The organism is Pantoea sp. ARC270, assembly GCF_003236725.1.
GTDB lineage: Bacteria > Pseudomonadota > Gammaproteobacteria > Enterobacterales > Enterobacteriaceae > Pantoea > Pantoea anthophila.
In genome coordinates this window covers 50,846-77,273 of sequence record NZ_PUGA01000004.1, presented here as the reverse complement: position 1 = coordinate 77,273, position 26,428 = coordinate 50,846, and the positions used below count along the sequence as shown (strand labels likewise).

23 protein-coding genes are annotated in these 26,428 nt (G+C 56.2%); 19 read left to right on the top strand and 4 right to left on the bottom strand.

Translation table 11 applies throughout. The features are described from left to right. Nucleotides 1-73 precede the first annotated feature (73 nt). Entirely contained in the window at nt 74-598 is a 525-nt protein-coding gene (gene yfcD, locus CKF42_RS03185; RefSeq protein ID WP_009088996.1) for an NUDIX hydrolase YfcD, read from the top strand. A 104-nt stretch (nt 599-702) separates the two neighbouring features. On the opposite strand, the gene pta is transcribed toward yfcD, so the two are convergent. Continuing rightward, nucleotides 703-2,832 (bottom strand): phosphate acetyltransferase, encoded by a 2,130-nt coding sequence (gene pta / locus CKF42_RS03180; protein WP_033736164.1) that lies wholly within the window; start codon nt 2,830-2,832, stop codon nt 703-705. Nucleotides 2,833-2,917: 85 nt separating this feature from the next. Beyond that, nucleotides 2,918-4,120, bottom strand: coding sequence for an acetate kinase (gene ackA, locus CKF42_RS03175; RefSeq protein WP_058956882.1), 1,203 nt, complete (start codon nt 4,118-4,120; stop codon nt 2,918-2,920). A gap of 335 nt (nt 4,121-4,455) precedes the next feature. Between ackA and yfbV the strand changes: the two genes are divergently transcribed. The 3 genes from yfbV (at nt 4,456) to CKF42_RS03160 (ending at nt 6,221) form a co-directional block, all read left to right on the top strand. Beyond that, on the top strand, nt 4,456-4,908 hold the full coding sequence (yfbV, locus tag CKF42_RS03170; protein ID WP_009089002.1) for a terminus macrodomain insulation protein YfbV: 453 nt from the start codon (nt 4,456-4,458) through the stop codon (nt 4,906-4,908). Between the two features lie 145 nt (nt 4,909-5,053). After that, nucleotides 5,054-5,548, top strand: coding sequence for a YfbU family protein (locus CKF42_RS03165; protein ID WP_111207512.1), 495 nt, complete (start codon nt 5,054-5,056; stop codon nt 5,546-5,548). Between the two features lie 13 nt (nt 5,549-5,561). After that, on the top strand, nt 5,562-6,221 hold the full coding sequence (locus CKF42_RS03160) for a sugar phosphatase (protein ID WP_111207549.1): 660 nt from the start codon (nt 5,562-5,564) through the stop codon (nt 6,219-6,221). Between the two features lie 29 nt (nt 6,222-6,250). Here the strand turns inward: CKF42_RS03160 and yfbR are convergent, their stop codons facing one another. Both yfbR and CKF42_RS03150 read right to left on the bottom strand, forming a co-directional pair. Continuing rightward, a complete protein-coding gene (gene yfbR, locus CKF42_RS03155; protein WP_111207510.1) occupies nt 6,251-6,850 on the bottom strand; it encodes a 5'-deoxynucleotidase in 600 nt (199 codons plus the stop codon). A gap of 69 nt (nt 6,851-6,919) precedes the next feature. Continuing rightward, complete coding sequence (locus tag CKF42_RS03150) at nt 6,920-8,137, bottom strand: pyridoxal phosphate-dependent aminotransferase (RefSeq protein ID WP_009089010.1); 1,218 nt, start codon at nt 8,135-8,137, stop codon at nt 6,920-6,922. 961 nt (nt 8,138-9,098) lie between these two features. Between CKF42_RS03150 and lrhA the strand changes: the two genes are divergently transcribed. The 15 genes from lrhA to CKF42_RS03075 all read left to right on the top strand — a co-directional run bounded on the left by lrhA (nt 9,099) and on the right by CKF42_RS03075 (nt 26,412). Next, nucleotides 9,099-10,022, top strand: a complete 924-nt coding sequence (lrhA, locus tag CKF42_RS03145) for a transcriptional regulator LrhA (protein ID WP_003854247.1) — start codon at nt 9,099-9,101, stop codon at nt 10,020-10,022. Nucleotides 10,023-10,662: 640 nt separating this feature from the next. Beyond that, nucleotides 10,663-11,106, top strand: coding sequence for an NADH-quinone oxidoreductase subunit A (locus tag CKF42_RS03140; protein WP_071987796.1), 444 nt, complete (start codon nt 10,663-10,665; stop codon nt 11,104-11,106). A gap of 15 nt (nt 11,107-11,121) precedes the next feature. Next, nucleotides 11,122-11,799, top strand: coding sequence for an NADH-quinone oxidoreductase subunit B family protein (locus CKF42_RS03135; RefSeq protein ID WP_009089012.1), 678 nt, complete (start codon nt 11,122-11,124; stop codon nt 11,797-11,799). A 113-nt stretch (nt 11,800-11,912) separates the two neighbouring features. Next, the gene (nuoC, locus tag CKF42_RS03130) at nt 11,913-13,712 is read left to right on the top strand and encodes an NADH-quinone oxidoreductase subunit C/D (protein WP_009089013.1); all 1,800 of its coding nucleotides are present in this window, start codon (nt 11,913-11,915) and stop codon (nt 13,710-13,712) included. A gap of 2 nt (nt 13,713-13,714) precedes the next feature. Continuing rightward, nucleotides 13,715-14,230 (top strand): NADH-quinone oxidoreductase subunit NuoE, encoded by a 516-nt coding sequence (gene nuoE / locus CKF42_RS03125; RefSeq protein WP_009089015.1) that lies wholly within the window; start codon nt 13,715-13,717, stop codon nt 14,228-14,230. A gap of 2 nt (nt 14,231-14,232) precedes the next feature. Next, nucleotides 14,233-15,573, top strand: a complete 1,341-nt coding sequence (nuoF, locus tag CKF42_RS03120; protein WP_186806369.1) for an NADH-quinone oxidoreductase subunit NuoF — start codon at nt 14,233-14,235, stop codon at nt 15,571-15,573. A 112-nt stretch (nt 15,574-15,685) separates the two neighbouring features. Beyond that, the gene (nuoG, locus tag CKF42_RS03115) at nt 15,686-18,409 is read left to right on the top strand and encodes an NADH-quinone oxidoreductase subunit NuoG (RefSeq protein WP_111207506.1); all 2,724 of its coding nucleotides are present in this window, start codon (nt 15,686-15,688) and stop codon (nt 18,407-18,409) included. Next, entirely contained in the window at nt 18,406-19,383 is a 978-nt protein-coding gene (nuoH, locus tag CKF42_RS03110; RefSeq protein ID WP_009089020.1) for an NADH-quinone oxidoreductase subunit NuoH, read from the top strand. Before nuoG ends, nuoH begins: the two co-directional genes overlap by 4 nt. A gap of 11 nt (nt 19,384-19,394) precedes the next feature. Next, nucleotides 19,395-19,937, top strand: coding sequence for an NADH-quinone oxidoreductase subunit NuoI (nuoI, locus tag CKF42_RS03105; RefSeq protein WP_009089021.1), 543 nt, complete (start codon nt 19,395-19,397; stop codon nt 19,935-19,937). Nucleotides 19,938-19,947: 10 nt separating this feature from the next. Next, on the top strand, nt 19,948-20,499 hold the full coding sequence (nuoJ, locus tag CKF42_RS03100; protein WP_009089036.1) for an NADH-quinone oxidoreductase subunit J: 552 nt from the start codon (nt 19,948-19,950) through the stop codon (nt 20,497-20,499). Further along, nucleotides 20,496-20,798 (top strand): NADH-quinone oxidoreductase subunit NuoK, encoded by a 303-nt coding sequence (gene nuoK / locus CKF42_RS03095; RefSeq protein ID WP_003854236.1) that lies wholly within the window; start codon nt 20,496-20,498, stop codon nt 20,796-20,798. The genes nuoJ and nuoK overlap by 4 nt, the downstream gene beginning before the upstream one ends. Further along, nucleotides 20,795-22,630 (top strand): NADH-quinone oxidoreductase subunit L, encoded by a 1,836-nt coding sequence (nuoL, locus tag CKF42_RS03090; RefSeq protein WP_009089038.1) that lies wholly within the window; start codon nt 20,795-20,797, stop codon nt 22,628-22,630. Before nuoK ends, nuoL begins: the two co-directional genes overlap by 4 nt. A 210-nt stretch (nt 22,631-22,840) precedes the next feature. Continuing rightward, entirely contained in the window at nt 22,841-24,361 is a 1,521-nt protein-coding gene (gene nuoM / locus CKF42_RS03085; RefSeq protein ID WP_009089040.1) for an NADH-quinone oxidoreductase subunit M, read from the top strand. A 6-nt stretch (nt 24,362-24,367) separates the two neighbouring features. After that, nucleotides 24,368-25,825 (top strand): NADH-quinone oxidoreductase subunit NuoN, encoded by a 1,458-nt coding sequence (gene nuoN / locus CKF42_RS03080; protein WP_046102270.1) that lies wholly within the window; start codon nt 24,368-24,370, stop codon nt 25,823-25,825. Nucleotides 25,826-25,953: 128 nt separating this feature from the next. Continuing rightward, nucleotides 25,954-26,412 (top strand): GNAT family N-acetyltransferase, encoded by a 459-nt coding sequence (locus CKF42_RS03075; protein ID WP_111207505.1) that lies wholly within the window; start codon nt 25,954-25,956, stop codon nt 26,410-26,412. The last annotated feature ends 16 nt before the right edge of the window (nt 26,413-26,428 follow it).

Sequence of the window (26,428 nt, the reverse complement as noted above, 5' to 3'; positions counted from 1 at the left end):
ACCTTACGCCACATTAAAATAACAAGTGGCAAACTGCGTGCATCTGGGCACGCCAAACAGGAAAGGGTTACGGATGGTGGATCAAACTGCGGGTGACGGCATCGAGTGGGTCGATATTGTAAGCGAAGAGAATGAAGTCGTTGCTCAGGCGACACGTGCGCAGATGCGCGCTCAGTGCCTGCGTCACCGCGCCACCTATATCGTGGTTCATGACGGTATGGGCAAGATTCTGGTTCAGCGTCGCACGGAAACAAAAGATTTCATGCCGGGCAAACTCGACGCAACGGCGGGTGGCGTGGTGCAGAGCGGTGAGGATATGCTGGAGTCTGCGCGTCGCGAAGCTGAAGAGGAACTGGGCATTGCCGCCGTGCCTTTTGCTGAGCATGGCAAATTCTACTTTGAAGATCAGCACTGCCGCGTCTGGGGTGGCCTGTTCAGTTGCGTGTCCCACGGGCCTTTCGCGATGCAGGAGTCCGAGGTCGATGAGATTTTCTGGATGACGCCCGACGAGATCACCGCCCGCTGCGATGAGTTTACTGACGATTCGCTGAAAGCGCTGTCGCTGTGGATGAGTCGTAACGGCGATAGCCGCGACTGAGACGGTTCCGGCGCCTTGCCTCAACGGGCAGCGCCGAATCGCACGTTTGCGGATTAAAAAAAAGGCATGCCCCGGGGCATGCCTTTTCTGTTCTCACCTGGCGCTTAGCCTTCAGCCTGCTGCGACTGAATGGCGGTCAGCGCGATGGTGTAGACGATGTCGTCGACCAGCGCGCCGCGCGACAGGTCATTGACCGGCTTACGCATCCCCTGCAGCATCGGCCCGATCGAGATCAGATCGGCGGAACGCTGAACCGCTTTGTAGGTGGTGTTACCGGTGTTGAGATCCGGGAAGATAAACACGGTGGCGCGACCCGCAACCTGTGAGTTGGGCGCTTTTGATTTTGCCACATCTTCCATGATGGCAGCGTCATACTGCAGCGGACCATCGATCACCAGGTCAGGACGTTTTTCCTGCGCAATCCGTGTGGCTTCACGCACTTTTTCCACGTCGCTACCTGCACCGGAGGTGCCGGTGGAGTAGGAGATCATCGCCACACGCGGGTCGATACCAAAGGCTTTGGCAGAATCGGCGGACTGAATCGCGATTTCGGCCAGCTGCTCAGCGGTAGGGTCCGGGTTAATCGCGCAGTCACCGTAAACCAGCACCTGCTCTGGCAGCAGCATAAAGAACACCGATGAGACCAGTGAGCTGTTCGGCGCGGTTTTGATCAGCTGCAGTGGCGGACGAATGGTGTTGGCGGTGGTATGAACCGCACCGGATACCAGACCATCCACTTCACCGCTCTCCAGCATCATGGTGCCCAGCACCACGTTATCTTCCAGCTGCTCCTGCGCGACTACTTCGGTCATACCTTTATTCTTGCGCAGCTCAACCAGGCGCGGCACATAGTTTTCACGAACCTGTTCCGGGTCAACGATCTCAACCCCTTTGCCCAGCTCAACCCCCTGAGCCGCCGCAACACGCTGGATCTCATCCGGGTTGCCTAACAGCACGCAGGTGGCGATACCGCGTTCAGCACAGATAGCGGCCGCTTTAACGGTGCGCGGCTCATCGCCCTCTGGCAGAACGACGCGTTTGCCCGCTTTACGCGCCAGCTCGGTCAGCTGATAGCGGAAGGCCGGTGGCGACAGGCGACGGCTGCGTTCTGACGTGGCGGTCAGCGACTCAATCCAGTCAGCGTTGATGTAGCTGGCAACATACTCCTGCACTTTCTCAATGCGTTGGGTGTCGTCAGCCGGGACTTCAAGGTTGAAGCTCTGCAAACTCAGGGAGGTCTGCCAGGTATTGGTTTTCACCATAAATACTGGCAGGCCGGTCTGGAAGGCGCGGTCGCAAAGACGGGCGATGCGATCGTCAATCTCGTAGTTTCCGGTCAGCAGGATAGCGCCGATCTCGATGCCGTTCATGGCGGCCAGGCAGGCGGCAACCAGCACATCCGGGCGGTCTGCAGAGGTGACCAGCAGAGAGCCAGGGCGGAAATGTTCCAGCATGTGCGGGATACTGCGGGCGCAGAAGGTTACCGATTTCACCCGGCGGGTCTGAATTTCACCTTCGTTGATGATGCGCGCACCCAGGTGGCGGCACATGTCGATCGCGCGGGTCGCAATCAGATCAAAGCTCCACGGCACGCAGCCCAGAACCGGCAGCGGGCTGTCTGAGAAGAGCTGCTTAGGATCGATATTGGCGATGCTGGCTTTCGATGAATCATCGAAGATCTCTGACAGGTCGGGGCGGGTACGTCCCTGATCGTCAACCGGCGCGTTCAGTTTATTGATGATCACGCCCGTGATGTTTTTATTCTTCTGACCGCCGAAGCTGCTCTGGGTCAGCTCAATGCGCTCTTTCAGCTGGGCCGGTGAGTCATTACCCAGCGCCATCACAAAGACAATCTCGGCATTCAGCGTTTTGGCGATTTCATAGTTCAGTGCGTTGGCGAACTGATGCTTACGGGTCGGCACCAGACCTTCAACCAGCACCACTTCCGCATCCTGCGTGTTGGCGTGATAGCGGGAGATGATCTCCTCCATCAGCACATCCTGCTGGTTCGATCCCAGCAGTGATTCCACACGGGACATCTGCAGCGGTTCGGCGGCAGGAATCGAGGAGTTCTTGCGAATGATGGTGGTGGTTTGATCCGGGGTATCGCCGCCGGCACGCGGCTGCGCAATCGGCTTAAAGACGCTGAGGCGGACGCCTTTGCGCTCCATGGCGCGGATAACGCCGAGGCTGACGCTGGTCAGGCCGACGCTGGTGCCGGTCGGAATGAGCATAATTGTACGTGACACGTTTGAACCTCTCAGTAATGGCAGGGTGTCAAAAACAACTCCGTCAGCCTGAGCTGACGGAGAGAAGGGGTTATGCAGTCAGACGCGCGGCGTCCTGGGCGATGACCAGCTCTTCGTTGGTCGGAATCACCAGGGCCGGACGGGTGCCTTCTTTATTGATGTAGCCAGACTTACCGAAGCGCGCTGCAAGGTTGCGATCATGATCAACCTCAAAGCCCAGCAGCGCCAGTTTTTTCAGTGAAAGTTCACGCACCATCGCCGCGTTCTCACCGATGCCGCCGGTGAAGACCACCGCATCAAGACGACCGTCCATCAGCGCCGTGTAGCTGCCGATATATTTCGCCAGGCGGTGGCAGAACACATCCATCGCACGTTTCGCATCTTCTTTCGTCGCGTAGTTATCTTCCACGTAGCGGCAGTCGCTGGTGACTTCGGTCAGACCTAACAGGCCAGACTCTTTAGTCAGCAGTTTATTGATGGCGTCAACGCTCATGCCCAGGGTGTCGTGCAGGAAGAAAACAATCGCCGGGTCGATGTCGCCACTGCGGGTGCCCATCACCAGCCCTTCCAGTGGCGTCAGCCCCATGGAGGTATCGACGCACTCGCCATTACGGATGGCAGAGACAGAACCGCCGTTACCAAGATGGCAGGTGATGATGTTCAGTGATTCAAGCGGTTTATTGAGCATTCTGGCCGCTTCGTGTGTCACATAGAAGTGGCTGGTGCCATGCGCGCCGTAGCGACGCACGCCGTGCTCTTTGTACAATTTGTAGGGCAGGGCGTAGAGATAAGACTCTTCCGGCATTGTCTGATGGAAAGCGGTGTCGAATACGGCGACATTCTTATCTGACAGGTGCGGGAAGTTCTTCATCGCTTCATCAATCCCGATCAGATGAGCCGGGTTATGCAGCGGGGCAAAGGAGGAGGCGTCTTTGATGCCCTGAATCACCTCTTCAGAGATGATAACGGACTGAGTCAGCTTTTCGCCGCCATGAACAATACGATGACCGATTGCAGCAATTTGTGCCGAAAGCTCTGGTTTTTGTGCCAGAATGGATTTAACGATGAAGTTCAGCGCTTCGCTATGCGCTGCACCGGCACCGAGAGGCGCTTCCTGTTTTTCGCCGTCCAGTTTCCATTTAATACGTGCTTCTGGAAGGTGGAAACATTCTGCCAGGCCCGACAGGAACTCTTCGCCGCTGGCAGGGTTGAGGATGGCAAACTTAAGGGAAGAGCTGCCACAGTTCAGAACCAGAACTAACTTACTCGACATGGAAGTACCTATTTTTTGAGAGTGGCTAAATAAAACGCAATCAGACTAACAGCGTAGCCCATGAAAGCTGGTAGATTAATGACAAACATCATGCGGTAGACAGAAATCTGCATTTCCGCAAAAAATTTCGGTAATCTTACGCAAAAATTTGAAGATCGCCTTGTCGAAACATGGCTCAAGCCTCTTCCCAACGGCATCCCGCGCCCGGAAAGGTGTTGAAACGGCGTCAGAATAGCTGGAGTCATCTTTAAAGACAAAAAAAATTGAAGGATGTCACGTAAAGTTGTGTGGTTATAACTTTTTTTTAATGTTTGCAGGATTAGTTGAGGTGAGCCATGGCGAATGAATCTGGCAGTACCAATTGGTTTCAGATGTTTCAGCGCGGTCAGCACTACATGAAGACCTGGCCTGCTGATAAGCGCCTGGCCCCCGTGTTTCCGGAAAACCGTGTTTCATCCGTGACGCGCTTCGCCATTCGCTTTATGCCTCCCCTGGCGATTTTTACCCTGACCTGGCAGATCGCAATGGGTGGCCAGCTTGGCCCGGCCGTGGCGACGGCGCTGTTTGCCTGTAGCCTGCCGATGCAGGGGTTGTGGTGGCTCGGTAAGCGTTCTGTTACGCCGCTGCCGCCGACGCTGCTGAGCTGGTTTCATGAAGTCCGCGCCCGCCTGGAAGAGGCGGGACAGGCTATCGCGCCGGTAGAAGGCAAACCGACCTATCAGGCGCTGGCCGACCTGCTGAAACGCGCGTTTAAACAGCTTGACCGCACGTTCCTCGACGATCTCTGACCCTCTTCAGGCGGGCGGTAATTTAATTACCGCTAACCCGCAACCAAATCAAAGAAAGGCGATACGGCGATTTCCGTATCGCTAACGCTATGCAATCATTTCCTCCTTGTCGATTAACTGAGCGGTCGCCGACCGGGAGCGAATGATGGAAATGACCCATGCACAGCGTTTAATTCTTACCAACCAGTACAAAATCATGGCGATGCTGGAGCCGGAAAATGCTGAACGTTTTCGCCGTTACCAGACCATCGTTGAGCGCGGTTATGCACTACAGATGCGGGAGCTGGATAAAGAGTTCGGCGAACTCAGCGAAGCAACCTGCCGGACGGTGATCGACATTATGGAAATGCATCACGCGCTGCACGTCTCCTGGTCAAACCTGAAAGAGAAAAGTCAGACGGATGAGCGCCGTCTCGCTTTTCTCGGTTTTGATGCCGCGACAGAAGCCCGTCTGCTGGGATATGTGCGCTTCATGGTCAACACGGAAGGGCGCTACACCCACTTCGATTCCGGTACCCACGGCTTTAACGCGCAGACCCCGATGTGGGAAAAGTATCAACGCATGCTGGCTTTATGGCAGACTTGTCCGCGCCAGTACCATTTGAGTGCCAACGAGATTGCACAGGTTATTAATGCATGATGAGGAGAAGCGCGTGACCTACAGAGGTTTTCTTTTTGATTTGGACGGCACGCTGGTCGATTCGCTGCCCGCCGTAGAACGCGCCTGGAGCCAGTGGGGGGCGCGTCATGGTATTGCCGCCGATGAGATCCTCGATTTCATTCATGGCAAACAGGCCATTACTTCTCTGCGTCATTTTATGGCAGGCCAGCCGGAAGAGGCGATTCAGGCGGAGTTTGTGGCGCTGGAGCAGGCGGAAGCGGCGGACACCGATGGCGTGCAGGCGCTGCCGGGTGCCAGAGCGCTGCTGGAAAGGCTGAACGCGCTGCAGATCCCCTGGGCCATTGTCACCTCCGGTTCGGTGCCGGTTGCGCATGCCCGACATAAAGCCGCAGGCTTGCCGAAACCTGCGGTGTTTATTACTGCGGAGCAGGTGGCAAAAGGTAAACCGGAACCCGATCCCTATCTGCTCGGGGCGGAGAAACTGGGCTTAGACGCCGCAGCCTGTGTGGTGGCAGAGGATGCCCCCGCCGGCATCGTATCCGGACTAAACGCAGGCTGCGCGGTGATCGCCATTAATGCTCCGGCGGACACCCCCCGGCTGGATGAGGTGGCGCTTCGCCTCAGCTCACTGGCATCACTGGACGTGATCCGGGAAGCTGACGGCAGTTTCACCTTCAGCCAGCAGGCGTAAGGGAGGGGCCGGCGGCCACGCCGCCGGGCTCAGAGTGGCGTATCCTGCGAGATTTCATCCAGCGACAGGCTGAAGCTCGGAATAAAGACCTCAACGAAATAATCCATCTCAGGCGAACGCCGTTGCGCCAGCGTTGTCTCCAGTCGCGCTTTCGCCAGTAAAAACTCATTGTTCCCGGCAGAGAGTTCCTCAAGACACTTAACATAGGCGCAGAGCGCATCGGCCTGCTTGACGACGGCCTGCTCCTCTTCACTGTGCAGATGATCATCGATTAACGGGCGATAGATCGCCTGAAACTCTTCCGGCAACATCTCAATCAGCTTCTGCTGCGCAATTTTCTCGATTTTTTTATATTCATGCGCGATCTGCGCGTTGTAATACTTGACCGGTGTGGGCAGGTCGCCGGTCAGCACTTCGCTGGCATCGTGATAGAGCGCCAGCATGGCGATGCGATCGGCATTCAGCGCTCCGCTGAACTTAAGGTTTTTGATCACGGCCAGGGCGTGCGCCACCATGGCAACCTGCAGGCTATGTTCAGACACGTTTTCGGTGCGCACGTTGCGCATCAGCGGCCAGCGGTTGATCAGCTTGAGACGGGAAAGATGGGCGAAGAAGTGACTTTGAGTCATGCGCGTTCCTGTTAGCCGGCAGGGGAGAGACAGGCTCTCCCCAAATAGCTTCAGTATACGCGGGCGGGATTACTGACGATAGCCTTGCAGGAAACGGCCAAATTTATTGATGGCCATTTCCAGATCGTCCACGCGCGGCAGCGTGACGATGCGCAGGTGGTCGGGCGAGGGCCAGTTAAATGCGCTGCCCTGAACCAGCAGGACTTTCTCCTGCAGCAGGAAATCCAGCACCATCTTCTGATCGTCGAAGATGTTGAATTTTTTAGCATCGATTTTTGGAAACATATAGAGCGCGCCCTGTGGCTTTACACAGCTGACGCCCGGAATATCGTTAATCAGTTCCCAGGCGCGCTGACGCTGCTCGTAGAGACGTCCGCCAGGCATGATAAATTCGCTGATGCTCTGGTAACCGCCCAGTGCCGTCTGAATCGCATGCTGCGCCGGCACGTTAGCACAGAGACGCATTGAGGCGAGCATCTCCAGCCCTTCGATGTAGCCTTTAGCATGTTTCTTCGGCCCGTTCAGCACCATCCAGCCCTGACGGAAACCGGCCACGCGATAGGTTTTAGAGAGGCCGTTAAAGGTCACGGTCAGCAGATCCGGTGCCAGCGCGGCGATGCTGTGATGCTGTGCCTCATCATAGAGGATCTTGTCGTAGATCTCGTCGGCAAAAATGATCAGGTTATGCTGACGGGCAATCTCAACCACTTCCAGCAGCAGCTCTTTGCTGTAGACCGCGCCGGTCGGGTTATTCGGGTTGATAATGACGATGCCGCGGGTGCGGGGCGTAATCTTGCTGCGGATGTCATCCAAGTCGGGGAACCAGCCTGCGGACTCATCACAAAGATAGTGCACCGCTTTCCCGCTGGAGAGGGAGACGGCCGCCGTCCATAAAGGATAGTCGGGAGCCGGGACCAGCATTTCGTCACCGCTGTTCAGTAACGCCTGCATCGCCTGCACGATCAGTTCTGACACACCGTTGCCAATGTAGATATCTTCTACCGTGACGTCGCGCATGTCGCGCGCCTGGTAGTGCTGCATAATCGCTTTGCGGGCAGAGTAGAGGCCCTTGGAGTCGCAATAGCCCTGGGCGCTGGGAAGATTACGAATCACATCGACCAGAATCTCGTCCGGCGCTTCAAAGCCGAAAGGCGCCGGGTTGCCGATGTTCAGCTTAAGAACTTTGTTGCCTTCTTCTTCGAGGCGTTTTGCCTCTTTCAGTACCGGACCACGGATGTCGTAGCAGACATTGTCGAGTTTCCCGGATTTATCAATTTGAAAAGTCATTGTTACCGCCTTAATGGGCAGAATCCTTTTGGCTGCCACAGAAATCAAACCAGCACAATGTACTCTCCTCAGGATAACAAAAGAAGGGTGCCGTCCGGTTTTGGCGGGTTCAACACCTTTTTGCCCGGCGCATAGCGTAAAAATTATTTACCACGGCTTTAGCTGGTCAATAAAACCATAAATAAGGGTAAGGTCAGGTTTTTAATCTGATGAATGGCGTGGCAGGGGCGGGGCTGCGGTGCGTGTTTTCTCAAAGCGGACCGTAAATAATCTGAAGCGGTCATTTTTCCGCCGCGGAAATATACCCCAGGAGAAATAGTTAAAGGATATTTTATGAATGCTCATTTTGTGGACGATTTTGCGGCCTCGTTAATACTTACGCCTTAACGCTGCTTAAGAGTATCCGGTTTAAGGTGTTGTGATCGCCGGAAAAGGTCCAAAAGCAGAGGGTAAAAGAGGCATCAGATTGAACTATTGTGGGCAGCAGTTAACAGTTTCTCACTAAATTTCAGAGCGATGAAGGCTTAAAAAGTGATCAATAATGTGGCATAAGGGTCTGGAAATGCCTTTGCCGCAAAATTTACAGCGCTTTTCACAAAATCATTTCCATTTTGAAGTCAAAAATGATTAAGTATAATTTATTATTTAATGCACTTTACCGCTTTGTCCCGCCAGCCCGTAAAGTGTGAATTTCGTCCTGTCCGGTTCTTTTCGGCAGGATCACGATTATGACGCAGCTTCCTGCATTCGCGCCCCCCGCGCTTTCGGTTCAGACGTGGTCTTTTTCACGACAGCGTATGACCCATCAGGTGAGTGAGCCGTGCGGAATCCGCACAAGAGGTTTTTTGTGCCAGTCTTCACACAGGACTGTCATTAAGCACCATTACTGCTTATCACTTTGATAAGCTTGTAATAACACCAGGGTAGTAGTTCGTAAAATCTTATAAGTGAAGAAAAAAACATGACTAATGCAAATCGTCCGATACTGAATCTCGACCTCGATCTGCTGAGAACTTTCGTTGCCGTTGCGGATTTGAATACCTTTGCAGCCGCCGCTGCAGCGGTCTGCAGAACCCAGTCAGCAGTCAGTCAGCAGATGCAACGTCTGGAACAATTGGTAGGTAAAGAGCTGTTTGCCAGACATGGACGTAACAAACTGTTAACAGAGCATGGAATTCAGCTTCTGGGCTATGCCAGAAAAATTCTGCGTTTTAATGACGAAGCCTGCACCTCACTGATGTACAGCAACATTCAGGGCGTACTGACTATCGGCGCCTCTGATGACACCTCAGACACGATCCTGCCATTCCTGCTGAACCGTGTGACCTCGGTGTATCCGAAGCTGGCTATCGATGTGCGGGTTAAACGTAATCCTTTCATGATGGAAATGCTCAACCAGGGTGAAGTGGACCTGGTTGTGACGACCTCCAGCCCGGGTAATTTCACCTATCAGGTGCTGCGGACATCACCGACTTTATGGTACTGCGCGGCGGATTATATCTTCCAGCGTGGTGAAGCCATTCCACTGGTGCTGCTGGATGAGCCAAGTCCTTATCGTGATATGGCCATCGACCATCTTAACGAAGCCGGCATTCCGTGGCGGATCTCCTATGTCGCTTCAACCCTGGCTGCCGTACGCGCCGCGGTAAAAGCGGGTCTGGGTGTGACAGCCCGTCCGGTGGAGATGATGAGTCCGGAACTGCGTGTGATGGGTGCGGCGGAAGGGCTGCCGGTGCTGCCGGATACGCAATACCTGCTGTGCCGCAATCCGGATAGCGATAACGAACTGGCACTGGCGATCTTCAATGCCATGCAGTCCACCAACGATCCCTACAATCTGAGCAATAATCCCGACGGTGCATTGTTGCTGGATGACGAAGAGTAGTTTCGCTTACGTATTGCACTCCATGCCAGCGTGACTGTCTTAATAAACGCTTATAAATCGCCTCTCGCTTTCCGAACCGGACGAGAGGCTTTTTTTTGTCTGATGCACCTCAGACGCCCCTCCGCACACGTCCTGTCCCGCTGATTCACGTCCTTTTCGGCCTCACACCGCTCTCTACTGAAACCTGCCAGTCATAAACCCGCTATTTTGTTCCATGATGTCTCATTTGAGGTGGATAAAATTGCGGCAAAAAGGGCAAAACTGTGTTCCTGATCAAGAAAATACCCCTGGTAAGGGGAAGGAAAACAGCGTGAGACCTGTCAAAATATGATTGTTAAATGCACGATCCATGCGTGTGAATACCCGCTACACTAAAATTAACCCTACAGACTGAAGCGATTTAGCTGGAAAGCGGGGCATCATTTGTTAATAATATGATGCAGGTGTGAAATAATGTTTGGATACTTTTGTCAAAGTTGACAAAAGGTTATAGAAAGGAGTAAAAAACCCCATAAAATTGCTGCTTATTGACAAATAACAGCGACGTTTAAAAGGTTTTTACCCTTCCCTTGAATCGATGTGGTCAGTTTGCTGCGGGAAACGCGTGCAGGATGCCAGCGCCACTTTTGATGAGTAAGCAATGAGTATGTCAACTACCACCGAAATCATCGCTCAGCACTGGGCGTTTATCGTATTTATCGTTATTGCCTTTGGCCTGTGTGCTTTCATGCTGACCGGAGGATGGCTGCTCGGCGGCAAAGCACGCGCCCGCTACAAAGACACGCCATTCGAATCGGGCATCGAATCCGTTGGTGATACCCATATCCGCCTCTCGGCGAAATTTTATCTGGTTGCGATGTTTTTCGTCATTTTCGACGTCGAAGCCCTCTTTTTATACGCATGGGCGACCTCAATCCGTGAAAGCGGATGGATCGGCTTTGCGGAAGCCGCAATTTTCATTTTGGTGCTCCTGGCGGGGCTGGTCTATCTGGTGCGCATCGGCGCGCTGGACTGGGCGCCTGCCCGCCGTCGCGTAGTGGTGAAAACCACTACGGTCAGCCACACCAAACCTCACAAGCAGTAAAAGAGAGGCAATAAGATGGACTATACGCTCACCCGCATAGACCCGAACGGTGGTGAGAACGACCGTTATCCTCTGCAAAAGCAGGAAATCGTCAGCGATCCGCTGGAGCAGCACGTTCATCGCAGCGTCTATATGGGCAAACTCGAAAATGCCCTGCATGACATGGTGAACTGGGGACGTAAAAACTCCCTCTGGCCCTACAACTTTGGTCTCTCCTGCTGTTATGTAGAGATGACAACGTCGTTCACGGCCGTGCACGACGTGGCCCGTTTCGGCGCGGAGGTTATGCGTGCCTCGCCACGTCAGGCTGACTTCATGGTCATTGCCGGCACCCCCTTCACCAAAATGGCCCCGGTCATTCAGCGTTTGTACGATCAGATGCTGGAGCCAAAATGGGTCATTTCCATGGGTGCCTGCGCCAACTCCGGCGGCATGTATGACATCTATTCCGTTGTGCAGGGTGTAGATAAGTTCCTGCCGGTTGATGTGTACATTCCTGGCTGCCCGCCTCGTCCTGAAGCCTATATGCAGGCACTGCTGCTGTTGCAGGAGTCGATCGGTAAAGAGCGCCGTCCTCTCTCATGGGTTGTCGGCGATCAGGGCGTTTATCGCGCCAACATGCAATCCGAGCGGGAAAGAAAGCGCGGCGAGCGCATCGCCGTCACTAACCTGCGCAGCCCGGACGAAGTCTAAAACCGTACGGATGGAAAATCGCGCCTGCAGCAGAACATCACAATTTAATGCATGGCCCCATCCTGACGCCTTCATTTGAGTGCCTGAGATCAGGCCGGAATGGTGAGTAACGTATGACAGATTTGACCACGCAAGATCTCGCTCAGCCGCTATGGCAAACCCGTGATCACCTGGACGATCCGGTGATCGGCGAGTTGCGTAACCGTTTTGGGCCGGACGCCTTCACTGTTCAGCCTACCCGTACCGGTATTCCGGTTGTCTGGGTAAAGCGTGAACAGATACTGGAAATTACCGAGTTCCTGCGTAAATTGCCGAAGCCTTACGTCATGCTGTATGACCTGCATGGTGTGGATGAGCGTTTACGTACCCACCGTGCAGGCCTGCCTGCTGCGGATTTCTCCGTTTTCTACCACCTGCTGTCGATTGAACGCAATCGTGACATCATGCTCAAGGTGGCCTTATCTGAAAACGATATGCATCTGCCGACGCTTACCCGGCTTTTCCCGAATGCCAACTGGTATGAGCGTGAAACCTGGGAGATGTTTGGCGTCACCTTTGATGGGCACCCGCATCTGACGCGCATCATGATGCCCCCCACGTGGGAAGGCCATCCGCTGCGCAAAGATTATCCGGCGCGCGCCACGGAGTTTGATCCTTTCACGCTGACGAAGCAGAAAGAAGATTTAGAGATGGAGGCGCTGACCTTTAAGCCTGAAGACTGGGGCATGAAGCGCAGCACCACCAACGAAGATTTTATGTTCCTCAACCTCGGGCCTAACCACCCGTCAGCGCACGGTGCGTTCCGCATCATCCTGCAGCTGGATGGCGAGGAGATTGTCGACTGCGTGCCGGACATCGGCTATCACCATCGTGGTGCCGAAAAGATGGGCGAGCGTCAGTCGTGGCACAGCTACATTCCCTACACTGACCGTATCGAATACCTGGGCGGCTGCGTCAATGAAATGCCGTATGTGCTGGCCGTTGAGAAACTGGCCGGGATCGTGGTGCCCGATCGCGTAAACGTGATCCGCGTGATGCTCTCTGAGCTGTTCCGCATTAACAGTCATCTTCTCTATATCTCGACCTTTATTCAGGACGTCGGTGCAATGACACCGGTGTTCTTCGCCTTTACCGATCGCCAGAAAATTTATGACGTGGTTGAAGCCATTACCGGCTTCCGTATGCACCCGGCCTGGTTCCGCATCGGCGGGGTTGCCCACGATCTGCCGCGCGGCTGGGAACGTCTGCTGCGTGACTTCCTGGACTGGATGCCGAAACGCCTGAAGGAGTATGACAAAGCCGCACTGCGTAACAGCGTGCTGGTTGGTCGTTCCAAAGGCGTGGCCGCTTACAACATGGAAGAGGCGCTGGCATGGGGCACCACCGGTGCCGGTCTGCGTGCCACCGGTCTCGACTTTGATGTGCGCAAATGGCGTCCATATTCTGGCTATGAAAACTTCGATTTTGAGATCCCGGTCGGCTCCGGCGTCAGCGATGCTTACAGCCGTGTCCAGCTGAAGATGGAAGAGATGTGGCAGTCGCTGCGCATCCTTGAGCAGTGCCTCAACAACATGCCAGAGGGACCGTTCAAAGCAGATCACCCGCTGACCACGCCGCCACCGAAAGAGCGCACGCTGCAGCACATCGAAACGCTGATCACACACTTCCTGCAGGTGTCGTGGGGGCCGGTGATGCCAGCCAATGAATCTTTCCAGATGATTGAAGCGACGAAAGGGATCAACAGCTACTACCTGACCAGCGACGGCAGCACCATGAGCTACCGCACCCGTGTGCGTACGCCGAGCTTCCCGCATCTGCAGCAGATTCCTTCGGTAATCCGTGGCAGCCTGGTATCCGACCTGATCGTTTACCTGGGCAGTATCGATTTTGTTATGTCAGACGTGGACCGCTAATTATGCACGATCAACACATTGCCATTAAAACGATCGACCCTGATGAGGTCTTCGTGCTGAGCGCGGAAGAGCATCACGCCATTGAGCACGAAAAACACCACTATGAAGATGCGCGTGCAGCCTCCATTGAAGCGCTGAAGATCGTGCAGAAACAGCGTGGCTGGGTACCGGATGGTGCCATCAACGCGATCGCCGATGTCCTCGGGATTCCGGCGAGTGATGTTGAGGGTGTGGCGACATTCTACAGCCAGATCTTCCGTCAGCCGGTGGGGCGTCATGTGATCCGTTACTGCGACAGCGTGGTCTGTCACATCACCGGCTATCAGGGCATCCAGGCCGCACTGGAGCAGCAGCTGAATATCAAACCGGGTCAGACCACGGCCGATGGCCGCTTTACGCTGCTGCCGACCTGCTGCCTGGGGAACTGCGATAAAGGGCCGACCATGATGGTGGACGAAGATACCCATGTTCATCTGACGCCGGAAGGTATTCCCTCTTTGCTGGAGCAGTATCAATGACAATCAAACAGATCATTCGTACTGCTGAAACTCACCCGCTGACCTGGCGGATGCGCGACGACAGGCAGCCGGTCTGGCTGGACGAATACCGCAGTAAAAACGGCTATGCCGGTGCGGAAAAAGCGCTAAAAACCATGTCGCAGGATGAGATCGTCGCGGCAGTCAAAGATTCCGGCCTGAAAGGGCGCGGCGGTGCAGGTTTCTCGACCGGGCTGAAGTGGAGCCTGATGCCGAAAGATGAGTCGATGAACATCCGTTACCTGCTGTGTAACGCCGATGAGATGGAGCCGGGCACCTATAAAGACCGCCTGCTGATGGAGCAGATGCCGCACCAGCTGGTCGAGGGGATGCTGATCAGCGCCTTCGCTCTCAAGGCTTACCGTGGCTACATCTTCCTGCGTGGTGAATATATTGAAGCGGCGGTGCATCTGCGCCGCGCGATTGCCGAAGCGACCGAAGCGGGCTTTCTCGGCAAAAATATTCTTGGCACGGGCTTCGACTTTGAGCTGATCGTCCACACCGGCGCAGGACGTTATATCTGCGGCGAAGAGACGGCGCTGATTAACTCCCTGGAAGGCCGCCGTGCTAACCCGCGTTCCAAACCGCCCTTCCCGGCGAGTGCCGGTGCGTGGGGCAAGCCGACCTGCGTGAATAACGTGGAAACCCTCTCTAACGTCCCGGCGATCCTGGCCAACGGCGTGGAGTGGTACAAGAGCATCTCAAAAAGTGAAGATGCCGGTACCAAAATGATGGGCTTCTCCGGGCGGGTTAAAAATCCTGGCGTCTGGGAACTGCCATTTGGCATTACCGCGCGTGAAATCCTTGAAGATTACGCGGGCGGCATGCGCGACGGGCTGAAGTTCAAAGCCTGGCAGCCCGGTGGCGCAGGCACCGACTTCCTGACAGACCAGCATCTGGATCTGCCGATGGAATTTGCCAGCATCGGCAAAGCAGGCAGCCGACTGGGCACCGCCCTGGCGATGGCCGTCGACCACGAAATCAATATGGTCTCGCTGGTTCGTAACCTGGAAGAGTTCTTTGCCCGTGAGTCGTGCGGCTGGTGTACGCCGTGCCGTGACGGTCTGCCGTGGAGCGTAAAAATTCTGCGCGCGCTCGAGCAGAAGCAGGGGCAGCCAGGGGATATCGAAACCCTGCTGCAACTCTGCCGTCAGCTCGGTCCGGGTAAAACCTTCTGTGCGCATGCCCCGGGCGCGGTCGAGCCGCTGCAGAGTGCGATTAAATATTTCCGTGAAGAGTTTGAAGCCGGCATGGCGCCGCAGGTCTTTGGCAATACCCGCTCCATTGGCGGGATCCAGCCAAACCTGCTGAAAGCGCGCTGGTAATTCGCCGCCGCACACGGAACAGGCCTGGTGCCGCCGCCCCGACAATGTCGTGCGTCGGGGCAAGAATATGATTAACGCTCGTCTCTGACGAGCCTTACGGAAGCATGTCACTATGGCTACAATTCATGTAGACGGTAAAGAGTATGATGTGAACGGAGCGGACAACCTGCTACAGGCGTGTCTCTCTCTGGGCCTTGATATTCCTTACTTTTGCTGGCATCCGGCGCTGGGAAGCGTCGGGGCCTGCCGCCAGTGTGCGGTAAAGCAATTCCAGAATGCCGAAGATACCCGTGGTCGTCTCGTCATGTCCTGCATGACGCCGGCCTCTGACGGCACATTTATCTCCATCGACGATGGCGAAGCGAAAGAGTTCCGCGAAAGCGTGGTGGAGTGGCTGATGACCAACCACCCACACGACTGTCCGGTGTGTGAAGAGGGCGGTAACTGTCACCTGCAGGATATGACAGTGATGACCGGCCACAGCTTCCGCCGCTATCGCTTCACCAAGCGCACCCACCGTAATCAGGATCTCGGCCCCTTCATCTCGCACGAGATGAACCGCTGTATCGCCTGCTATCGCTGCGTGCGTTACTACAAAGATTATGCCGATGGCAAAGATCTGGGCGTCTACGGCGCACATGACAACGTCTACTTCGGTCGCCCGGAAGATGGCACGCTGGAAAGCGAATTCTCCGGTAACCTGGTCGAAATCTGCCCGACCGGCGTGTTCACCGACAAAACACACTCCGAACGCTATAACCGTAAATGGGATATGCAGTTCGCGCCGAGCATCTGCCAGCAGTGCAGCGTGGGCTGTAACACCAGCCCGGGTGAACGTTATGGTGAGTTGCGCCGTATCGAAAACCGTTACAACGGCACCGTTAACCACTACTTCCTCTGTGACCGTGGCCGCTTTGGCTATGGCTATGTGAACCGTAAAGATCGTCCGCGTCAGCCGATGCTGCTGCGTGGCAACGACTGGGTGACGCTGAACGCCGAACAGGCGGTTAACGCCGGGGCTGATTTGCTGCGCCAGGCGAAGAAAGTGATCGGTATCGGCTCACCGCGCGCCAGCGTTGAAAGTAACTTTGCCCTGCGTGAACTGGTCGGGGCGGAGAACTTCTCAACCGGTATACCGGCAGCTGAGCAGGCCCGGCTTGAACTGATGCTGAAAGTGCTGCGTGAGGGGGGGATTTACACCCCTTCGCTGCGTGAGATTGAAAGCTACGATGCGGTGCTGGTGCTGGGTGAAGACCTGACCCAGGTCGGCGCACGTGTGGCGCTCTCCGTCCGTCAGGCGGTGAAAGGCAAAGCGCGTGATATGGCCGCGGCACAGAAGGTGGCAGACTGGCAGATCGCCGCGATCCTGAACATCGGTCAGCATGCGAAACATCCGCTGTTTGTCACCCACGTTGATGAAACCCGCCTGGATGATATCGCCGCATGGAGCTATCGTGCGCCGGTTGACGATCAGGCGCGTCTCGGTTTCGCCATCGCCAGTGCGCTGGATGAATCTGCGCCTGCGGTGACCGATTTCGACAGCGCACTCAGCGCCAGAATGGATGTGGTGGTTCAGGCACTGGCGGGCGCGAAAAAGCCATTAATCATCTCCGGTACCCATTCCGGCAGCAGCGCCATGATTGAAGCCGCCGCAAACGTTGCCAAAGCCCTGAAGGCACGTGGTGCCGATGTCGGTATTACGTTGCTGGCCGGCCACGCTAACAGTGTCGGACTTGGCCTGATCGGCGGCAATCCACTGGAGCACGCGCTGGAGCAGCTGTCAGGCGGTGAAGCCGACGCGCTGGTGGTGCTGGAAAACGATCTCTATCGCCATGCGCCCAAAGCGCTGGTGGATGCGGCGCTGGCTCAGACCACGAACGTGATCGTGGTGGATCATCAGCGCACCGCGACCGTGGAGAAGGCGGGTCTGGTCTTATCGACCGCAAGCTTCGCCGAAAGCGATGGCACCTCTGTTAACCATGAAGGCCGCGCGCAGCGTTTCTTCCAGGTTTACGATCCCGCTTATTATGACAACAGCGTCGTGATGCTGGAGAGCTGGCGCTGGCTGCACTCGCTGCACAGCACCCTGGAAAGCCGTCACGTGGACTGGACTCAGCTCGATCACGTTATCGATGCCGTAGTCACCCGTCTGCCGCAGCTGGCCGGCATCAAAGAGGCGGCGCCTGACGCCAGCTTCCGTATCCGGGGCCAAAAACTGTCACGTTCGCCGATCCGTGCGAGTGGTCGTACCGCCGCGCGCGCCAACATCAGCGTCCACGAACCGCGTCAGCCGCAGGATCAGGACACGATGTTTGCCTTCTCGATGGAAGGGAACAACCAGCCGTCGGCCCCGCGTTCTCAGATCCCGTTTGCCTGGGCACCGGGCTGGAACTCCCCTCAGGCGTGGAACAAATTCCAGGCCGAAGTGGGCGGCAAACTGCGTCATGGCGATCCGGGCGTGCGCCTGTTTGAAGCCAGCGCCGGTCAGTTACCCTGGTTTACCCGTGTCCCTCAGGCCTTTGTCAGTGAAGGGCAGTATCGTGTGGCGCCGTGCTACCAGCTGTTTGGTAGTGAGGAGATGTCGCAGCGTTCCCCGGTTTTCCAGCAGCGTATGGCGCAGCCTGCTCTGGTGATCAACCCGGACGATGCGGCGAAGCTGGGCGTCAACGATGGCGCAGCCGTCGAGTTCAGCTGCGCCGGTGAGACCGTGCGTCTGCCGGTGCGTTTCTCGGCGTCACTGCAGGCGGGACAGATTGGTCTGCCGCTGGGCATGCCGGGCGTTCCGCCGTTCCTGGCGAACGGTAAAATCGACACTCTGCAGGAGGCGGCGCAATGAGCTGGTTAACACCGGACGTTATCGACATTCTGCTGGCCATCGTTAAAGCCATCGTCATTCTGCTGGTGGTCGTGGCCTGCGGCGCGTTCATGAGCTTCGCCGAGCGTCGTCTGCTCGGCCTGTTCCAGAACCGTTACGGACCGAACCGTGTAGGCTGGGGCGGGTCACTGCAGCTGGTGGCGGACATGATCAAAATGTTCTTTAAAGAGGACTGGGTCCCGCCGTTTACCGACCGCTTTATCTTTACTCTGGCACCGGTTATCGCCTTTGTTTCGCTGCTGCTGGCCTTTGCTATCGTGCCGGTTTCACCGACCTGGATGGTGACCGACCTGAACATCGGTCTGCTTTTCTTCCTGATGATGGCAGGTCTGGCGGTCTATGCGGTGCTGTTTGCCGGCTGGTCGAGTAACAACAAATACTCGCTGCTGGGTGCGATGCGCGCCTCGGCGCAGACCCTGAGCTATGAAGTGTTTCTGGGGCTGTCGCTGATGGGCGTAGTGGCGCAGGCGGGCTCGTTCAATATGAACGACATCGTCAACAGCCAGACGCATCTCTGGAACATCATCCCGCAGTTCTTCGGTTTTGTGACCTTCTGTATTGCAGGTGTGGCGGTGTGTCACCGTCATCCCTTTGACCAGCCAGAAGCGGAACAGGAACTGGCTGACGGTTATCACATTGAATATGCCGGGATGAAGTTCGGCCTGTTCTTCGTCGGCGAATATGTGGCGATTACCACGGTCTCCGCCCTGATCGTTACGCTGTTCTTTGGTGGCTGGCATGGACCCTTCCTGCCGCCGTTCATCTGGTTCGCCCTGAAAACGGCGTTCTTTATGATGATGTTCATCCTGATCCGCGCCGCGCTTCCGCGTCCACGCTACGACCAGGTGCTGTCATTCGGCTGGAAAGTGTGTCTGCCGTTGACGCTGCTGAACCTGCTGGCGACTGCCGCAGTGATTCTCTACACAGCGTCGTAAGGGGTTAACAAATGACTTTGAAAGATATTGTCGTCGGTTTTGGCACGACAGTTCGCAGTATCTGGCTGATAGGGCTGCACGCCTTTGCCAAACGTGAAACGCAGATGTACCCGGAAGAGCCGGTTTATCTGCCACCTCGCTATCGCGGCCGTATCGTGTTAACGCGCGATCCGGATGGGGCAGAGCGTTGCGTGGCCTGTAACCTGTGTGCGGTTGCCTGTCCGGTGGGCTGTATTTCGCTGCAGAAAGCGGAAACCAAAGATGGCCGCTGGTATCCGGAGTTCTTCCGCATCAACTTCTCACGCTGCATCTTCTGCGGCATGTGTGAAGAAGCCTGTCCGACTACCGCGATTCAGCTGACGCCCGATTTTGAACTGGGCGAGTTTAAGCGTCAGGATCTGGTGTATGAGAAGGACGATCTGCTGATTTCGGGACCGGGTAAATATCCGGAGTACAACTTCTACCGCATGGCAGGTATGGCGATTGACGGTAAAGATAAAGGCGAAGCGGAAAACGAAGCGAAGCCAATCGACGTCAAAGGCTTATTACCTTAAGGAGCAAGGCATGGAATTTGCGTTTTATCTTTGCGGACTGGTGGCGGTGCTGACGACGTTGCGCGTCATTACCCACACCAATCCGGTACATGCGTTGCTGTACCTGATCGTTTCGCTGTTATCGATCGCCGGCGTCTTCTTCTCAATGGGAGCCTATTTCGCGGGTGCGCTGGAGATCATCGTCTATGCCGGCGCGATCATGGTGCTGTTCGTCTTTGTCGTGATGATGCTGAACCTGGGCAAACAGACGCAGAAACAGGAGCGCGAGTGGCTCAGCCCCTCACTCTGGATCGGTCCGGGCCTGGTGTCATTGCTGCTGCTGGTGGTGATGGTCTATGCCATCCTGACCGCCAATGACCAGGGTATTGACGGCACGATCATCGACGCTAAAGCGGTCGGTATCAGCCTGTTTGGTCCGTACGTCCTCGCGGTAGAGCTGGCGTCGATGCTGCTGCTGGCTGGTCTGGTCGTGGCCTTCCATATCGGTCGTGAAGAGCGCCAGGGTGAAGTCCTGAGCAACCGTCCTGCTGACGCCGCACAGGCGAAAAAGGAGAGCGCATGATCCCGTTACAACATGGATTGATTCTGGCTGCCGTGCTGTTTGTCCTTGGACTCACGTCGCTGGTTATCCGCCGCAATCTGCTGTTTATGCTGATCGGCCTGGAAATCATGATCAACGCCGCCGCGTTAGCCCTGGTGGTTGCCGGGAGCTATTGGGGTCAGGCCGACGGACAGGTGATGTATATCCTGGCCATCAGCCTGGCAGCAGCGGAAGCCAGTATTGGTCTGGCGCTGCTGCTTCAGCTCTATCGTCGTCGTCAGACGCTGAACATTGATACTGTGAGCGAGATGCGCGGATGAATCTTCTCTATTTAACTGTCTTGTTTCCGCTAATCGGCTTTCTGCTGTTAGCGTTTTCCCGCGGTCGCTGGTCAGAGAACCTGTCGGCCACGATTGGTATGGGATCGGTAGGCCTGGCGGCCCTGACCACAGCGATGATCGGTTTCGACTTCTTCGCTAACGGTCAGCAGGCTTATACCCAGTCGCTCTGGACCTGGATGCATGTCGGCAACTTCGACATGAAGGTGAACCTGGCGCTGGATGGCCTGTCGCTGACGATGCTGTCTGTGGTAACCGGTGTGGGTTTCTTCATTCACATGTTCGCCTCCTGGTACATGCGGGGTGAAGAGGGCTACTCCCGCTTCTTCGCCTACACCAACCTGTTTATCGCCAGCATGGTGGTTCTGGTGCTGGCCGATAACCTGATGCTGATGTATCTGGGCTGGGAAGGGGTAGGGCTCTGCTCCTATCTGCTGATCGGTTTCTACTACAGCAATCCGGAAAATGGCAAAGCGGCGATGAAAGCGTTCATCATCACCCGCGTGGGCGACGTCTTCCTGGCATTCGGCCTGTTCATCCTCTACAACGAGCTGGGCACGCTGAACTTCCGTGAGATGATGGCGCTGGCACCGGCGCACTTTGCCGCAGACAACCATATGCTGCAGTGGGCAACGCTGATGCTGCTGGGTGGCGCGGTCGGTAAATCGGCTCAGCTGCCGTTGCAGACCTGGCTGGCAGACGCCATGGCCGGTCCGACACCGGTTTCAGCACTGATCCACGCCGCGACCATGGTCACCGCGGGCGTCTACCTGATTGCCCGTAGCCACGGTCTTTTCCTGCTGACGCCGGAAGTGCTGCATCTGGTGGGCATTGTCGGGGCGATAACCCTGGTGCTGGCGGGCTTTGCTGCGCTGGTACAGACCGATATCAAACGCGTGCTCGCTTACTCCACCATGAGCCAGATTGGCTACATGTTCCTGGCACTCGGTGTTCAGGCGTGGGATGCGGCGATTTTCCATCTGATGACGCACGCCTTCTTTAAAGCGTTACTGTTCCTCTCCTCTGGTTCGGTCATTCTGGCCTGCCATCATGAGCAGAACATCTTCAAAATGGGCGGCCTGCGTAAAAGTATTCCGCTGGTCTACACCTGCTTCCTGGTGGGTGGCGCGGCCCTGGCGGCCCTGCCGCTGGTCACCGCGGGCTTCTACAGTAAAGATGAGATCCTGTTTGGCGCACTGGCTAACGGTCACATCAATCTGATGGTGGCCGGACTGGTCGGGGCATTCCTGACCTCAATCTATACCTTCCGCATGATCTTTATCGTGTTCCACGGCGAAGAGAAAATTCATGCGCATGCCGGTAAGGGGATTACCCATCATCTGCCGCTGATTGTGCTGCTGCTGCTCTCCACCTTTATTGGTGCGCTGATCACGCCACCGCTGGCGGGTGTCCTGCCAGCCAGTGAGTTCGGCGAAGCGGGCAAAGTGGGACTGGAAATCACCTCAGGCGTTGTCGCGATTGTCGGCATTCTGATCGCTGCCGCGCTGTGGCTGGGCAAACGTGAGCTGGTTACCCGGATTGCAAACAGTGCACCTGGCCGTTTCTTCGGCACCTGGTGGTTTGCCGCCTGGGGCTTCGACTGGCTCTACGATAAAGTGTTCGTCAAACCTTACCTGGGTATTGCGTGGCTGCTGAAGCGCGACCCACTGAATGGCCTGATGAACCTGCCTGCACTGCTGTCACGTATTGCCAACAAAGGCCTGGTCGTCAGTGAGAATGGCTACCTGCGCTGGTACGTTGCGTCAATGAGCGTGGGTGCCGTGCTGGTGCTGGCTCTGCTGCTGGTGATGTAAAGATTGATGAGCGGGGCAGGTTAGTTAATCTGCCCATTGAGAATGTCAAAAATTGTCCTGAGCAAGGGCGTTATCGTTGCAGCCAGTTTGGTTTCCGCCAGCGCGCAGCAACCGCAGCATACTGAAGTATGTGAGGATTGCGAGCACTGCCGGGAAGCAAAATGGCCAGTAAGATAGCCCGAACTAAGACAAAGAAAAGGGAAGTGTGCCGTGTTATTACCTTGGCTAATTATCATACCCTTCGTCGGCGGTCTGATCTGCTGGCTGACCGAGCGCCTCGGCGCGAAGGTGCCACGCTGGATCGCGCTGATCACCATGGGGCTGACGTTGGCGCTTTCACTGCAACTCTGGTTGCAGGGAGGCTATTCACTGACGCAGGCAGCGGGCATTCCGCAGTGGCAGTCAAGTTTCTCCGTTCCGTGGATCCCACGCTTCGGCATCAGCTTCCATTTAGCTATCGATGGTCTGTCGCTGCTGATGGTGGTGCTGACCGGTCTGCTCGGTCTGATGGCGGTGCTCTGTTCCTGGAATGAGATTGAAAAGTATCAGGGCTTCTTCCACCTCAACCTGATGTGGATCCTGGGCGGCGTCATCGGTGTGTTCCTCTCCATCGATATGTTCCTGTTCTTCTTCTTCTGGGAAATGATGCTGGTGCCGATGTACTTCCTCATCGCGCTCTGGGGTCATAAAGCCTCCGACGGCAAAACCCGTATTACCGCTGCAACCAAGTTCTTCATCTACACCCAGGCGTCAGGTCTGGTGATGCTGATTGCGATTCTGGGACTGGTGTTTGTCCACTTCAACGCAACCGGCGTCTGGACGTTCAACTATGAGCAGCTGCTGCAGACGCCGATGACACACGGTGTTGAATATCTGCTGATGCTGGGCTTCTTTATCGCTTTCGCGGTGAAAATGCCGGTGGTGCCGCTGCACGGCTGGCTGCCGGACGCGCACAGTCAGGCGCCGACGGCGGGTTCTGTTGACCTGGCGGGCATCCTGCTGAAAACCGCAGCGTATGGCTTACTGCGTTTCAGCCTGCCGCTGTTCCCGAACGCCTCGGCAGAGTTTGCGCCTGTTGCTATGTGGCTGGGCATCATCGGGATCTTCTACGGTGCCTGGATGGCGTTTTCGCAGACCGACATCAAGCGTCTGATTGCCTATACCTCGATTTCACACATGGGCTTTGTACTGATTGCTATCTACACCGGCAGCCAGCTGGCGCTGCAGGGTGCGGTGATCCAGATGATTGCACATGGTCTCTCGGCTGCCGCGCTCTTCATCCTGTGTGGTCAGCTGTATGAGCGTCTGCATACCCGTGATATGCGTCAGATGGGCGGACTCTGGTCACGCATCAAATGGATTCCGGGCCTGTCGCTGTTCTTTGCTGTCGCCAACCTGGGGATGCCGGGTACCGGTAACTTCGTCGGCGAATTCATGATCCTGACGGGCAGTTTCCAGGTGGTGCCGACGATTATCATCATCTCCACCTTTGGTCTGGTGTTCGCCTCCGTTTACTCGCTGGTCATGATGCAGCGCGCCTACTACGGCGAAGCGAAATCAAAAGATCCGCTGCCAGGCATGTCACCGCGTGAGTTCATGACCATCGGGGTTCTGGTGGTCCTGCTGGTGCTGCTGGGCGTCTATCCACAGCCGATTCTGGATACTTCGCACGCTGCCATGAGCAATATTCAGCAGTGGTTTACCGCTTCAATTTCAACTACAAGGCCGTAATTCGCCATGACAATAACTCCTCACCAATTGATTGCGTTGCTGCCGCTGTTAATCGTCGGATTGACGGTGGTGGTTGTGATGCTGTCCATTGCCTGGCGACGCAACCACTTCGTTAACGCCACGCTAACGGTCGTTGGCCTGAACCTGGCGCTGCTGTCGCTCTATTTTGTCGGTCAGGTCGGCGCAATGGATGTCACGCCGCTGCTGCGTGTCGATGGCTATTCAATGTTCTACACCGCGCTGGTGATGCTGGCGAGTCTGGCGACCTGCACCTTTGCCTATCCGTGGCTGGCCGGTTTCCCGGACAACAAAGATGAGTTCTACCTGCTGGTGCTGATTGCGGCCCTGGGTGGCATCGTGCTGGCCAGTGCCAACCATCTGGCGGCGCTGTTCATCGGGATTGAGCTGCTGTCGCTGCCGCTGTTTGGTCTGATCGGCTATGCGTTCCGCCAGAAACGTTCGCTGGAAGCGGCGCTGAAATACACCATTCTTTCCGCGGCGGCCTCCTCGTTCCTGCTGTTTGGTATCGCGCTGATCTACGCCGACTCCGGTAACCTGAGCTTCGTTGCGCTGGGTCAGAGTCTGACCGACAGCATGATTCAGGAGCCCCTGCTGCTGGTTGGGCTGGGCATGATGATCATCGGTCTGGGCTTCAAACTTTCGCTGGTTCCGTTCCACCTCTGGACGCCTGATGTCTATCAGGGTGCGCCCGCGCCGGTGTCGACCTTCCTGGCAACCGCCAGCAAGATCGCCATCTTCGGTGTCATCATGCGTCTCTTCATGTATGCGCCGGTGACCGACAGCGAGGCCGTTCGCACGGTACTGGGCCTGATCGCCTTCGTATCGATCCTGTTCGGTAACCTGATGGCGATTTCGCAAAGCAACATTAAGCGTCTGCTGGGTTACTCTTCCATCGCCCACCTGGGTTATCTGCTGGTGGCGCTGATTGCGGTGAAAGATCATGAGCTGTCGATGGAAACGTCCGGGGTTTATCTGGCCGGTTACCTGTTCAGCAGCCTGGGCGCGTTTGGTGTGGTCAGTCTGATGTCCAGCCCGTATCGTGGCCCGGATGCGGACTCGCTCTACTCTTACCGTGGCCTGTTCTGGCATCGTCCGATTCTCTCTGCGGTCATGACGGTGATGATGCTGTCGCTGGCGGGTATCCCGATGACGCTGGGCTTTATCGGTAAATTCTACGTCATCGCTTCCGGCGTCAGTGCACACCTGTGGTGGCTGACCGGCGCCGTGGTGGCGGGCAGTGCGATTGGTCTTTACTACTATCTGCGCGTCACGGTCAGTCTTTACCTCAGCCCGCCGGAGCTGCACACCCGTGATACGCCAGCTAACTGGGCGTTTACCGCCGGTGGTGTGGTCGTGCTGATCTCCGCCATTCTGGTGCTGCTGTTAGGGGTCTACCCGCAGCCCCTGATCAGACTGGTAATGATGGCTCAGCCGCTGATGTAAGCGGAATGACGCTCTGATGAATCAGGCCTTCGGGCCTGATTTTTTTTGTCTGCCATTGACCTGTCATCTGTAAACCGCGACGTTATGGCCTCGTGGCTATAACCCATCCGGCCTTCTCAGGAGAAATCATGGATATTTGCTGGCTCGATAAACACCATCGTGAACTCACGCCCGCCGAACTCTACGCGCTGCTGGCGCTGCGCAGTCAGGTCTTTGTGGTGGAGCAGCAGTGCGCCTATCTGGATGTGGATGGCAGAGATTTACAGGCAGAAAACCGGCATCTGCTGGGGATGGCCGGTGACCAGCTGGTGGCCTATGCGCGTCTGCTGTCTCCGGAGAAGGCCTCTGGCCCGGTAAAAATCGGCAGGGTGATCGTGTCCGATCGGGTGCGCGGTGCGCAGCTGGGACGTCGTCTGATGGAGCAGGCGGTCAGCCGTTGTCAGCAGCACTGGCCGGGCCGCGACCTGTTTCTCTCTGCGCAGGCCCATCTGGAGAACTTCTACGGGCAGCATGGTTTTGTGGCGACAGGGGAGGTCTATCTGGAAGATGGGATCCCCCACGTCGATATGCTGAAGGTCGCGCCATAAAAAAGGCGAGGCCGGA

Coding starts and splice junctions, on each gene's coding strand:
- yfbR (WP_111207510.1), bottom strand. CDS start 6,850: ATGACTCAAAGTCACTTCTTCGCCCATCTTTCCCGTCTCAAGCTGATC.
- pta (WP_033736164.1), bottom strand. CDS start 2,832: ATGCTCATTCCGACCGGCACCAGCGTCGGCCTGACCAGCGTCAGCCTC.
- nuoG (WP_111207506.1), top strand. CDS start 15,686: ATGGCTACAATTCATGTAGACGGTAAAGAGTATGATGTGAACGGAGCG.
- CKF42_RS03075 (WP_111207505.1), top strand. CDS start 25,954: ATGGATATTTGCTGGCTCGATAAACACCATCGTGAACTCACGCCCGCC.
- nuoN (WP_046102270.1), top strand. CDS start 24,368: ATGACAATAACTCCTCACCAATTGATTGCGTTGCTGCCGCTGTTAATC.
- CKF42_RS03150 (WP_009089010.1), bottom strand. CDS start 8,137: ATGACTTTTCAAATTGATAAATCCGGGAAACTCGACAATGTCTGCTAC.
- nuoK (WP_003854236.1), top strand. CDS start 20,496: ATGATCCCGTTACAACATGGATTGATTCTGGCTGCCGTGCTGTTTGTC.
- CKF42_RS03140 (WP_071987796.1), top strand. CDS start 10,663: ATGAGTATGTCAACTACCACCGAAATCATCGCTCAGCACTGGGCGTTT.
- yfbV (WP_009089002.1), top strand. CDS start 4,456: ATGGCGAATGAATCTGGCAGTACCAATTGGTTTCAGATGTTTCAGCGC.
- ackA (WP_058956882.1), bottom strand. CDS start 4,120: ATGTCGAGTAAGTTAGTTCTGGTTCTGAACTGTGGCAGCTCTTCCCTT.
- nuoI (WP_009089021.1), top strand. CDS start 19,395: ATGACTTTGAAAGATATTGTCGTCGGTTTTGGCACGACAGTTCGCAGT.
- yfcD (WP_009088996.1), top strand. CDS start 74: ATGGTGGATCAAACTGCGGGTGACGGCATCGAGTGGGTCGATATTGTA.
- nuoE (WP_009089015.1), top strand. CDS start 13,715: ATGCACGATCAACACATTGCCATTAAAACGATCGACCCTGATGAGGTC.
- lrhA (WP_003854247.1), top strand. CDS start 9,099: ATGACTAATGCAAATCGTCCGATACTGAATCTCGACCTCGATCTGCTG.
- nuoJ (WP_009089036.1), top strand. CDS start 19,948: ATGGAATTTGCGTTTTATCTTTGCGGACTGGTGGCGGTGCTGACGACG.
- nuoH (WP_009089020.1), top strand. CDS start 18,406: ATGAGCTGGTTAACACCGGACGTTATCGACATTCTGCTGGCCATCGTT.
- CKF42_RS03165 (WP_111207512.1), top strand. CDS start 5,054: ATGGAAATGACCCATGCACAGCGTTTAATTCTTACCAACCAGTACAAA.
- nuoC (WP_009089013.1), top strand. CDS start 11,913: ATGACAGATTTGACCACGCAAGATCTCGCTCAGCCGCTATGGCAAACC.
- nuoL (WP_009089038.1), top strand. CDS start 20,795: ATGAATCTTCTCTATTTAACTGTCTTGTTTCCGCTAATCGGCTTTCTG.
- CKF42_RS03135 (WP_009089012.1), top strand. CDS start 11,122: ATGGACTATACGCTCACCCGCATAGACCCGAACGGTGGTGAGAACGAC.